10 protein-coding genes are annotated in these 12,053 nt (G+C 63.6%); all 10 read left to right on the forward strand.

From position 1 onward, the window contains the following. Positions 1 to 2 precede the first annotated feature (2 nt). The 10 genes from LB566_RS28270 to LB566_RS28315 all read left to right on the forward strand — a co-directional run bounded on the left by LB566_RS28270 (position 3) and on the right by LB566_RS28315 (position 11,864). Positions 3 to 866, forward strand: a complete 864-nt coding sequence (locus tag LB566_RS28270) for a bifunctional allantoicase/(S)-ureidoglycine aminohydrolase (RefSeq protein WP_224629223.1) — start codon at positions 3 to 5, stop codon at positions 864 to 866. Further along, complete coding sequence (locus tag LB566_RS28275) at positions 863 to 1,366, forward strand: ureidoglycolate lyase (RefSeq protein ID WP_224629225.1); 504 nt, start codon at positions 863 to 865, stop codon at positions 1,364 to 1,366. Before LB566_RS28270 ends, LB566_RS28275 begins: the two co-directional genes overlap by 4 nt. Continuing rightward, on the forward strand, positions 1,366 to 1,959 hold the full coding sequence (locus LB566_RS28280; RefSeq protein WP_224629228.1) for a nucleoside deaminase: 594 nt from the start codon (positions 1,366 to 1,368) through the stop codon (positions 1,957 to 1,959). The genes LB566_RS28275 and LB566_RS28280 overlap by 1 nt, the downstream gene beginning before the upstream one ends. Before the next feature lie 93 nt (positions 1,960 to 2,052). Continuing rightward, complete coding sequence (locus LB566_RS28285) at positions 2,053 to 4,038, forward strand: CocE/NonD family hydrolase (RefSeq protein WP_224629230.1); 1,986 nt, start codon at positions 2,053 to 2,055, stop codon at positions 4,036 to 4,038. Between the two features lie 153 nt (positions 4,039 to 4,191). Beyond that, positions 4,192 to 5,778 carry an ABC transporter substrate-binding protein gene (locus tag LB566_RS28290; RefSeq protein WP_140550359.1) on the forward strand — a complete coding sequence of 529 codons (1,587 nt, stop codon included), beginning with the start codon at positions 4,192 to 4,194 and terminating at the stop codon, positions 5,776 to 5,778. Between the two features lie 15 nt (positions 5,779 to 5,793). After that, positions 5,794 to 6,753, forward strand: coding sequence for an ABC transporter permease (locus LB566_RS28295; RefSeq protein WP_140550360.1), 960 nt, complete (start codon positions 5,794 to 5,796; stop codon positions 6,751 to 6,753). Positions 6,754 to 6,764: 11 nt separating this feature from the next. Further along, positions 6,765 to 7,589, forward strand: a complete 825-nt coding sequence (locus tag LB566_RS28300) for an ABC transporter permease (RefSeq protein ID WP_224629232.1) — start codon at positions 6,765 to 6,767, stop codon at positions 7,587 to 7,589. Continuing rightward, the gene (locus LB566_RS28305; protein WP_224629234.1) at positions 7,589 to 9,244 is read left to right on the forward strand and encodes an ABC transporter ATP-binding protein; all 1,656 of its coding nucleotides are present in this window, start codon (positions 7,589 to 7,591) and stop codon (positions 9,242 to 9,244) included. Before LB566_RS28300 ends, LB566_RS28305 begins: the two co-directional genes overlap by 1 nt. Before the next feature lie 114 nt (positions 9,245 to 9,358). Continuing rightward, positions 9,359 to 10,942 carry an ABC transporter substrate-binding protein gene (locus LB566_RS28310; protein WP_224629235.1) on the forward strand — a complete coding sequence of 528 codons (1,584 nt, stop codon included), beginning with the start codon at positions 9,359 to 9,361 and terminating at the stop codon, positions 10,940 to 10,942. Between the two features lie 70 nt (positions 10,943 to 11,012). After that, the gene (locus LB566_RS28315) at positions 11,013 to 11,864 is read left to right on the forward strand and encodes an alkaline phosphatase family protein (RefSeq protein WP_224629237.1); all 852 of its coding nucleotides are present in this window, start codon (positions 11,013 to 11,015) and stop codon (positions 11,862 to 11,864) included. Positions 11,865 to 12,053 lie beyond the last annotated feature (189 nt).

Here is a 12,053-nt window from a genome sequence, read left to right on the forward strand (position 1 = left end):
CCATGGATACGATCAGGATGCCCGAGCGAACCTATTATGCTCCACATGGCGGCCATTCCGGCCAGAGTGAGCTTCTGACCGGCCGCGCCGTCTTCACCGAGGCCTATGCCGTCATCCCCAAGGGCGTGATGCAGGACATCGTCACCAGCGCCCTGCCATTCTGGGACAAGACCCGCGTCTGGATATTGTCGAGGCCGCTGTCGGGCTTTGCCGAGACGTTTTCGCAGTACATCGTCGAGGTCGCGCCCGGCGGCGGCAGCGACCGGCCGGAACCCGATGCCGGCGCCGAGGGCGCCTTGTTCGTGGTCGAAGGCGAACTGACCGTCCTGCTTGCCGGCGAAAGACATGTCTTGCAGCCGGGCGGCTTCGCCTTCCTGCCGCCGTCGAGCGGCTGGACCGTTCGCAACGAGGCCAAGGCCGATGTCCGTTTCCACTGGATTCGCAAGGCCTACGAGGTAGTCGACGGCCTCGAGGTCCCGCAAGCCTTCTTCACCAACGAGCAGGACATCGGGCCGACGCCGATGCCCGGTACCGACGGCCGTTGGGCGACGACGCGCTTCGTCGATCCGGCCGACATGCGCCACGACATGCACATGACCATCGTCACGCTCGAACCGGGTGCGGTCATTCCGTTCGCCGAGACGCATGTGATGGAACACGGGCTCTATGTGCTGGAAGGCAAGGCCGTCTACCGGCTCAACCAGGACTGGGTCGAGGTGGAAGCCGGCGACTATATGTGGCTGCGCGCCTTCTGTCCGCAGGCCTGCTATGCCGGCGGACCGGGAAAATTCCGCTATCTGCTGTACAAGGACGTCAACCGGCACGCCAAGCTCGGCGGTGCCGGGATCGCGGGGCGTGCGCCGTGACCCGCATCGTCGCGCGGCCGCTGACCCGCGAGGGCTTTGCCCCGTTCGGCGATGTCATCGACATGGGCGGCGACAACCATTACCCGATCAATGGCGGCAAGGCCGAGCGCTACCATGATCTGGCGACCGCCGAGGCGGTAGGGCCGAACGCCCGCGTGCTGATCTCGATGGTGCGCGGCATGCCCTACGAATTGCCGCTGACGCTGCGCATGGTCGAGCGTCACCCGCTCGGCAGCCAGGCCTTTGTCCCGCTGTCGCCACGACCGTTCCTGGTCGTCGTCTGCCATGACGGCAAGGACGGTCCGGGGGAGCCGCATGCCTTCATCACCGCGCCCGGGCAGGGCATCAATTACCGCCGCAATCTCTGGCATGGCGTGCTGACGCCGATCGGCGAGCCCCAGGATTTCCTGATCGTCGACCGTGGCGGCGACGGCTCCAACCTCGAAGAATTCCATTTTTCGCACGCCTACGAGATTCATCTCGCCGACGAGACCCTGTGATGACCGACATTTCGTTGATCGACCGCCTGCTCGATGTCATCGAGCACGACATCGTGCCGAAGACGGAGGAAGGCGTCGCCCATGGCAACAAGCTGTTCGGCGCGGCGATCCTGAAGAAAGGCGATCGCTCGCTGGTGCTGGCCGAGACCAACAACGAGATCGAAAACCCGCTCTGGCATGGCGAAGTGCACTGCCTGAAACGCTTCTACGAAATGCCCAAAGCCGAACGTGTCGACACGAAGGACGCCATCTTCCTGGCCACGCACGAACCCTGCTCGCTCTGCCTGTCGGCGATCACCTGGACTGGCTTCGACAATTTCTACTACCTTTTCTCTCATGAGGACTCGCGCGACAGCTTCGCCATCCCGCACGATCTGAAAATCCTGAAAGAGGTCTTCACCCTCGATCCCGGCGGCTACAATGCCGAGAACGCCTATTGGAAGAGTTTTTCCATACCCAGGCTGGTGCGGGCACTGCCCGAGGCGGAACGCGCGCGGCTGGAGGCGCGCATAGGCAAGATTGCAGCACTTTATGACGCGCTCTCTGGCGACTATCAGGCGAACAAGGCCGAGAATGACATTCCGCTGAACTGAGGGCACCAAGCAGCGGTACAGGTCGCATATTTCGCTGCTCCAGTCGCGAATGGCGATTGAAAATCGCCGCGTAGCGGGGCGTTATGCCAGCCCATGAAAACCGTCACCGAATTTCCCCGCAAGGTCGTCGAATTCCCCGATATGGGCATCGTCATGCCCGATGGCTGCCGGCTGTCGGCGCGGGTTTGGATGCCGGAGGACGCTGGCGACGATCCGGTGCCTGTCATCCTCGAGCACCTGCCTTACCGCAAGCGTGACGGCACCATCTTTCGCGACCAGCTGACGCATCCCTATTTCGCCGGCCACGGCTATGCCTCGATCCGCGTCGACATGCGCGGCAATGGCGATTCCGAAGGGCTGATGGATGACGAATATTCCGAGCAGGAATTGCAGGATGCCTGCGACGTCATCGCCTGGGCGGCGGCCCAACCCTGGTGCAACGGCAATGTCGGCATGATGGGCATTTCCTGGGGCGGCTTCAACTGCCTGCAGGTGGCGGCCATGCAGCCGCCGGCGCTCAAGGCGGTGATCAGCCTGTGCTCGACCGTCGATCGCTACGCCGACGACATCCATTACAAGGGCGGCTGCCTGCTGCTGGAAAATTTCGGCTGGGCCTCGACGATGCTGTCCTATTCGTCACGGCCGCCGGACCCGCTGATCGCGGGCGACAACAGATGGCGCGACCTGTGGCTGACACGGCTTGAGAACCAGGCCTTCCTTTTGCCGCTGTGGCTCAGCCACCAGCACCGCGACGCCTACTGGAAACGCGGCTCGATCTGCGAGGACTTCTCCGCCGTCAAAGCCGCGGTGCTGTCGATCGGTGGCTGGCATGACGGTTACCGCAACACCATCTCGCATCTCGTCGCCAACATCGAGGCGCCGGTCAAAGGCATCGTCGGCCCGTGGATCCACAAATACCCGCATTATGCCGCGCCCCAGCCGGCAATCGGCTTCCTGCAGGAAGCGCTGCGCTGGTGGGATCGCTGGCTGAAGGGCATAGAGACCGGCGTCGAGGCCGACCCGGCCTACCGCGCCTATGTGATGGACAGCATGCGGCCAGCGCGCTGGCATCCGGAACGGCCGGGCCGCTGGGTGGCGGAGCGGCAGTGGCCTTCGCCCGACATCAAGACGCAAACGATCGAGTTGGTCCCGGCGGGCGGTAAATCCGCCACCGTCGCTTCGCCGCAAAGCTGCGGGCTGGCCGGCGGTGAGTATTTCCCGTTCACCTTCGGCCCGGAATTGCCGGGCGACCAGCGCCCCGACGACGCGCTGTCGGTGTGTTTCGACCAGCCGGAACTCGCCGAGGCGATCGACATCGTCGGCGCGCCGGAAGTCGAGGTCCGGCTATGCTGCGACCGCCCGCAGGCCAACATCGCGGTGCGGCTCTGCGACGTGCATCCCGATGGCGCCTCCGAGCTGATCTCCTATGGCGTGCTCAACCTCACGCATCACCTCTCGCACGAATTCCCGCAAGCGCTTGTCCCAGGCGAGAGCGTTTCGGCACGCGTCGTGCTCGACCAGTGCGCCTATCGCGTGCCGGCCGGCCACCATTTGCGCATAGCCGTCTCGAACGCCTATTGGCCCATGATCTGGCCCTCGCCGGAGCCGGTCCGCCTAAGCCTGTCGGCGGCGACGCTGAAGCTGCCGCTGCGCCCGCTGGCGACAAGCGACGAGGTCACGTTCGCCGCGCCGGAGGCCGCTTCCCCCTGGGCAACCGAGACCATCCGCCCGGCCAATTCGGAACGCCGCGTCGACCGCGACGAGAAGACCGGCATCGTCACGCTTTCCATAGAAGACGATTTCGGCGAGGTGCGCGATCTTGCACATGGCCTGGCGAACGGCAGCATCGCCCGCGAGACCTGGACGATCCACCCGGACGATCCGTTGTCGGCCGGGGGACGCACGCATTGGACGCAAACGCTGTCGCGAAGCGGATGGTCGGTGCGCACCGAAACATCGGCCGAAATACGCTCGGACGCCAAAAACTTCATCGTAAGCGCCCGAATTGAAGCTTACGAAGGCGAAAAACTCGTCTTCCAACGCGATTTCGAACAGGCGGTTCCCCGCTCGCTTGTTTGAGCGGCAAGGCATTGGTCCAATTGCGACGTGCCATTTACGCCACGGCATGTCGCATTCGGTCTTGCTTACCGCTTTCCCTTGCGGTCATTATTCCCCTCACAAGAAACAAGAAAACGACCACTAAGGTCGAACCAACAGAGTGAGGAACTCAAAATGTCAAACGAACTGGAATTCCTTAGCCGACGTGTCGCTTCAGGCAAGCTCAGCCGTCGTGATTTTCTCGGCCGGGCGGCAGCGCTCGGCGTCACCGCGACCTTCGCCAACTCGCTGCTTTCGAGCGCGGCGCGAGCAGCCGGCCCGGTCAAGGGCGGCACGCTCAAGGCAGGCCTGGTTGGCGGCGAGTCCACCAACAGCCTGGATCCAGCCCTGTTCATGACGCAGGTGCCGTTCGCCTTCGGCAAGATGTGGGGCGAACTGATCGTCGAGCTTTCCCCCGAGGGCAAGCTCGAGAACCGCATCGCCGAGGAGATCGGCTCGTCCGACGATGCCAAGGTCTGGACGCTGAAGATCCGCGACGGGGTCGAATTCCACAATGGCAAGACGGTGACAGCCGAAGACGTCGCCGCCACGCTCGAGCGCCATTCGGACGAGAAGTCGAAGTCCGGCGCGCTCGGCTACATGAAAGGCATCGAAAGCATCAAGGCCAGCGGCAAGGAAGTGGTGCTGACGCTGAAGGAGGCCAATGCCGATCTGCCCTACCTGCTCAGCGACTACCACCTGATCGTCCAGCCCAATGGCGGCAAGGACAAGGCCGATGCCGGCATCTCGGCGGGGCCCTACAAGGTCACCACCAACGAGCCCGGCGTGCGCCATGGCGGCGAGCGCTTCGCCAATTACTGGCAGGGCGACAAGATGGGCCATGCCGACCAGATCGAGATCATCGTCATCAACGACGCCACGGCACGTACGGCAGCCCTGCAGGGCGGCCAGGTCAACATGGTCAACCGCGTCGAGCCGAAGATCGTCGACCTGATCAAGCGCGTGCCGGGCGTCACCATCCGCAACCATGCGGGACCGGGCCACTACGTCTTCATCATGCACTGCAATACGGCGCCCTTCGACAACAACGACCTCAGGATGGCGCTGAAGCTGGCGATCGACCGCGAAGAAATGCTGAAGAAGGTGCTGCGCGGTTACGGTTCGCTCGGCAATGATTTCCCGATCAATGCCTCCTACCCGCTGTTCACCGAGATCGAGCAGCGGACATACGATCCGGACAAAGCCAAGTTCCACTACAAGAAGTCGGGGCATGACGGCACGGTGCTGCTCAGGACCTCCGACGTCGCCTTCCCCGGCGCCGTCGACGCGTCCCAGCTTTTCCAGCAGAGCGCCGCCAAGGCCGGCATCAAGATCGAGCTCAAGCGCGAGCCGGGCGACGGCTACTGGAACGAGGTCTGGAACAAGCAGCCCTTCTGCGCCTCCTATTGGGGCGGACGCTCGACCCAGGACCAGATGTACTCGACCGCGTACCTGTCGACCGCCGACTGGAACGACACGCGTTTCAAGCGCCCGGATTTCGACAAGATGGTGCTGGCGGCGCGCGCCGAGCTGGACGAGGCCAAGCGCAAGGCGATGTATCACGACATGGCCGTCATGGTGCGCGACGAAGGCGGCCTGATCCTGCCGATGTTCAACCAGTTCATCGACGCCACCGGCGCCAAGGTGGGCGGCTGGGTGGACGATCCGCACCAGGAGTTGATGAATGGCTACGCCCTGGCAAAGTGCTGGCTCGAAGCCTGAGCCGGCTCTGCCCAGATGTCCTCACCTATTGTGAAACTGGTGGCCCAGCGCGTCGCGCTGGGCATCCTCCTTTTGCTGGCCGTCTCGGTCCTGATCTTCGCCGGCACACAGATCCTGCCCGGCGACGTCGCGCAAGCCATCCTGGGGCAGTCGGCGACACCGGAATCGCTCGCCAATCTGCGTGAGCAGCTTGGTCTCAACGACCCGGCCTATATCAGGTATTTCCGCTGGCTCGGCGGCGTTTTGACCGGCGATCTCGGGACCGCCATGTCGAGCGGACAGGACATCGCGACATCGATCAAAGGCCGGCTGTGGAACACGCTGTTCCTCGCCTTCTGGGCGGCGATCGTGGCCATTCCCCTAGCCTTAACGCTTGGCCTGATCGCGGTGCGCTACCGCAATGGCTGGGTCGACAAGCTGATCTCGGGACTGGCGCTCGCCTCGACCTCCTTCCCGGAATTCTTCATCGGCTACTTGCTGGTCTTCTACTTCGCGGTTCAGCATCAGTGGTTCCCCGCCATCTCGACCGTTTATGACGGCATGCCTTTCGGTGAACGCATGCAGGCGATCGCGCTGCCGGCGGCGGCGCTGACGCTGGTGGTGCTTGCCCATATGATGCGCATGACGCGCGCGGCGATCCTAAACGTCATGCAATCGGCCTATGTGGAGACCGCCGAGCTCAAGGGGCTCTCGGCTTTCGCGGTCATCCGCAAACATGCCTTCCCGAACGCCATCGCGCCGATCATCAACGTCGTCATGCTCAACCTCGCCTATCTGATCGTCGGCGTGGTCGTGGTCGAAGTGATCTTCGTCTATCCCGGCATGGGGCAGTATCTGGTCGATCACGTCACCAAGCGCGACGTGCCGGTGGTGCAGGCGGTCGGACTGATCTTCGCCGCCGTCTACATCGGCCTCAACATCGTCGCGGATATAGCGGCCATCGTCGCCAATCCGCGCCTGAGGCATCCCAAATGAAGAGGGCGGGCATGCTCGACATCAAACGCATCCCCGTGCCCGCACTGGTCGGCCTGGTGCTGACGGCCCTGTTCGTGCTGGCGGCCATCTTCGCGCCCTGGCTTGCGCCGCACGGCAATGGCGAGATCGTCGGCGACGTCTGGGAGCCGATGTCGGCGGCGCATTGGCTGGGCACCGACAATCTTGGCCGCGATCTGCTGTCGCGCATGATCTATGGTGCGCGCATCACCCTGTTCATCGCGGTGCTCGCCACGGTGTTGTCGTTTTCGCTCGGCGCCATTCTCGGCTTTTCGGCGGCGGTGTTCGGCGGCTGGTTCGACACGCTGCTGTCGCGCCTCGTCGATCTCCTGATGTCGATCCCGACGCTGATCATGGGCCTTGTCGTGCTCTCGGTGCTGCCGACAAACCTGGTGACGCTGATCCTGGTGATGGGCATTCTCGACTCGACCCGAGTCTACCGCCTGTCGCGCGCGGTCGCCGTCGACATCAACGTCATGGACTATGTCGAAGCCGCCAAGCTGCGCGGCGAAGGCAGCGCCTGGATCATCTTCCGTGAGATCCTGCCCAATGCGCTGTCGCCGCTGGTCTCGGAACTCGGCTTGCGCTTCATCTATGCCGTACTGTTCCTGTCGACACTCTCCTTTCTTGGCCTCGGCGTACAGCCGCCGGATGCCGACTGGGGCGGCATGGTCAAGGAAAACAAGGACGGCATCGTCTTCGGCATTGCCGCGGCGCTCATACCGGCGGCCGCGATCGCGGCGCTTGCGATCTCGGTCAATCTCGTTGCCGACTGGGTGCTCAACCGCACGACAAGCCTGAAGGGAGGACGCGGATGATGGCCGACAGCAAAGCGAAGTCCGGCCCGCTCCTCGATATCCGCAACCTGCGCATCGAGGCCATGGTCTATCCACCAGGGGAAGCGCCAAGGACCATTACGCTCGTCCATGACGTCTCGCTGACGCTGGAGAAGGGCAAGGTGCTCGGCCTGATCGGCGAATCCGGCGCCGGCAAGTCGACCATCGGCCTGTCTTCGATGGGTTACGGACGCGGCGGCGTGCGCATCACCGGCGGCGAGGTGCTGCTCAACGGCCGCGACATCCTCAAGGGCGGCAAGGAAGGTTTCCGCAAGCTGCGCGGCCGCGAGGTCTGCTATGTCGCGCAGTCCGCGGCAGCGGCGTTCAACCCGGCGCACAGGTTGATGGACCAGGTTGTCGAAGCCACCCTCCTGCACGGCAGGGCGACGCGCGCGGAGGCCGAGAAACGCGCCGTCGCGCTGTTCAAGAAGCTGAGCCTGCCCAATCCCGAAACCATCGGCGAACGTTTCCCGCACCAGGTCTCCGGCGGCCAGTTGCAGCGCGTGATGACGGCGATGGCGCTGTGCTCGGAACCGGACCTGATCGTCTTCGACGAGCCGACGACGGCGCTCGACGTGACGACGCAGATCGATGTGCTGTCGGCGATCAAGGACGCCATCCGCGACACGCATGTGGCCGCGCTCTACATCACCCACGACCTCGCCGTCGTCGCCCAGGTGTCGGACGAGATCATGGTGCTGCGTCACGGCCGGCTGGTCGAATGGGGCGGCACCCGCCAGATCATCAAGGAACCGCGCCAGGAATACACCAACGCTCTGGTGTCCGTGCACGAGATCGAACACGCCGAGCAGAAGCCCGGCGCCTCGCCATTCCTGTCCGTGAAGAACGTCACCGCCGCGTATGGCGGCGGCCATGTCAAGGTGCTGAAGAACGTCTCCGTCGATATCTATCCCGGCCAGACGCTGGCAGTGGTCGGCGAGTCCGGCTCCGGCAAGTCGACGCTGGCCCGCGCCATCACAGGGCTCCTGCCGCCCGAACAGGGCACGGTGACCTTCGACGGGCGCCCGCTGGCCAACCGGCTTGCCGACCGGCCGAAGGAGGATCTGCGGCAGCTGCAGATGATTTACCAGATGGCCGACGTGGCCATGAACCCGCGCCAGACCGTCGGCACCATCATCGGCCGGCCGCTGGAGTTCTATTTCGGTATGCGGGGACGTGAGCGCGACCGGCGCGTCGCCGAATTGCTCGACGAGATCGAGATGGGCAAAGGCTTCATCGACCGCTATCCGGCGGAACTGTCGGGCGGCCAGAAGCAGCGCGTCTGCATCGCCCGCTCGCTCGCCGCCAAACCGAAGCTGATCATCTGCGACGAGGTGACCTCGGCGCTCGACCCGCTGGTGGCCAACGGCATTCTCAAGCTTTTGTTGAACCTGCAGCAGCACGAGAAGGTCGCATATCTCTTCATTACCCACGACCTTGCGACGGTAAGGTCGATCGCCGATTCGATCGCGGTGATGTATCGCGGCGAGGTGGTCCGTTACGGTTCCAAAAGCCAGGTGCTCACACCGCCTTTCGATGCCTATACCGACCTCCTGTTGTCCTCGGTTCCGGAAATGGAGATTGGCTGGCTGGAAAAGGCGATCAAGGGGCGACGCATGGCGAGCGCCGGGAACTAGCTAGCGGTTCGCCAGTCAAGAAGATGACGAACGTCATCCGCATGCAACACTGGAGGGCCACACGTCCTTCGGAGGGCAGCGCCTGTGTGCGGTTATTTCAAAAAGGGGTAGGACATGAAGACTGAACTCGACCATCTCGCTGAACTCGCCGGCCAGGGCCGGATATCGCGGCGTGACTTTCTGGGCCGCACCGCGGCACTGGGCGTGTCGGCGGCGCTGGCAACGACGCTGGCCGGGAAAGCCTTCGCACAGACCCCGGTCAAGGGCGGCATTCTCAAGGCCGGCCTGCAGGGCGGCGAATCCACCAACAGCCTCGATCCGGCGCTGAATCTAAGCCAGGTCACCTTCAGCTTCGGCAAGCAGTGGGGCGAATATCTGGTCCGCCTCACCCCCGACAACAAATTGGTCAACCTGATCGCCGAGGACATCGGCGCTTCCCCGGATGCCAAGACCTGGACGATCAAGATCCGCGACGGCATCGAGTTCCACAATGGCAAGACGGTCGGCGCGGAGGATGTCGCGGCCACCATCGAGCGCCACGCCGACGAGAAGTCGAAGTCGGGCGCACTCGGCATTCTCAAGAACATCAAGGGCATCAAGGCCAGCGGCAAGGAGGTCGTCGTCACGCTTGCCGACGCCGATGCCGACTTCCCCTATCTGATGGCCGACTATCATCTCGTCATCCAGCCCAATGGCGGCAAGGACGATCCGAACGCGGGCATCAGCGCCGGCCCCTATAAGGTGACCGTCAACCAGCCGGGCGTGCGTCATGGCGGCGAGCGCTTCGCCAATTACTGGCAGGGCGACAAGGCGGGCCATGCCGACCAGGTCGAGATCGTCGTCATCAACGATGCGACGGCGCGGCTGGCCGCGCTGCAGGGCGGCCAGGTGCACATGATCAACCGCGTCGAGCCCAAGGTGGTCGATCTCGTCAAGCGCATCCCCGGCGTCAGCATCGAGAACGTTTCGGGCAAGGGCTATTACCCGTTCAACATGTTCTGCGACACCGCGCCCTTCGACAATGGCGATCTCAGGATGGCGCTCAAGCTCGCCATGGACCGCGACGAGATGCTGGAAAAGATCCTGCGCGGCTATGGTTCGGTTGGCAACGACTTCCCGATCAACGAGGCCTATCCGCTGTTTTCGGCCATAGAACAGCGCAAGTTCGACCCGGAAAAGGCTGCAGCGCTCTACAAGAAGTCGGGCCACAACGGCTCGATCCTGCTGCGCACCTCCGACGTCGCCTTCCCCGGGGCCGTCGATGCGGCACAGCTCTATCAGCAGAGTGCCGCCAAGGCAGGCATCAAGATCGAGATCAAGCGCGAGCCGGGCGACGGCTATTGGTCGGAGGTCTGGAACAAGCAACCTTTCTCGCTGTCTTACTGGGGCGGGCGTGCCACGCAGGACCAGATGTATTCCACCGGCTATGTGTCGAGCGCCGACTGGAACGACACGCGTTTCAAGCGGCCCGAGTTCGACAAGATGCTGTTTGCGGCGCGCGGGGAGCTCGACCAGGAAAAGCGCAAGGCGATCTATCACGACATGGCCGTGCTGATGCGCGACGAAGGCGGATTGATCGTGCCTTTCTTCAACCAGTTCATCGACGCCGCCACCAACAAGGTCGGCGGCTTCGCCAAGAGCCCGATCGGCGAGATGATGGACGGCTACGCGCTTGGCGAATGCTGGCTGAACGCCTGACATCAGGTCCCTGCCGAAAGCGCCGCGTGTCCGTGCGACACGCGGCGCGCTCGTTTCACCCGACAATCGCATGGAGCAGCTCGTGGCGCTCAAGACCAAACTGTTGCTGATCATCCTCGACGGCGTGCCGTACCGGAACTGGCGCCGGCTGATGGGCAATCTCGAAGGCTGGGTGCAGTCGGGCGAAGCGCGGGTATGGAAGATGCGCTCGGTGCTGCCATCGACCTCGGCCTGCTGCTACGCTTCGATCCATACCGGGGTGCCGCCGCAGGCACATGGCATTCTTTCCAACGAGAACCGCTTCCGCGTCAGCCAGCCCGACATCTTCTCGGAGGTCACCAAGGCCGGCGGCACAACCGGCGCGGTCACCCACTCCTACTGGTCGGAGTTCTTCCGTTCCTACCCGTTCGACCTCGTCGAGGACATGGAGTATGACGAGCCGGGCGGGCCGATCACGCATGGCCGCTTCCACACCATGACCGGCTACAACGCGCGCAACCAGATGACGCCGAGCGATGTCGACCTGTTCGCGACGCTGACCATGCTGAGCAGCCGCCACGGCATAGACTACGGCATCCTGCATACCTGCACGCTGGACTCGATGGGCCATCGTTTCGGCCATGACTGCCATGAAATGGACCATGCCTGCTACGCGATGGATGGCATGCTGGCCGCATTCCTGCCGCGCTGGCGCGATGCCGGCTATGAGGTGATCGTCACCGCCGATCATGGCCAGACCGACCGCGGCCACCATGGCGGCCATGATGACGAGATGCAGGATTTCGCGCTGTACTATTTCGGCGGCGGCAACGGACCGGATGCCGACACGCTGCTCGACCAATTGCAGATGGCACCGACGGTTCTGAGCCGGCTTGGCGTGCCGGTCCCGGCGACGATGAAGGCGAAGCCTTTCCTGCGCTAGCTCCCCTTCTCCCCTTGTGGGAGAAGGTGTCGCCGCAGGCGACGGATGAGGGGTTTTCCAGGGAACGCCAACGCCCCGTTCCGCTGGAACACCCCTCATCCGTCTCGGCGCTGCACGCCGATCCACCTTCTCCCACAAGGGGAGAAGGAAAAGCACACCTACTGGCAACGCTCATCTTCTTCGGTTAGC

Origin of the sequence: Mesorhizobium sp. CA13 (assembly GCF_020165235.1) — a bacterium.
Taxonomy (GTDB): domain Bacteria; phylum Pseudomonadota; class Alphaproteobacteria; order Rhizobiales; family Rhizobiaceae; genus Mesorhizobium.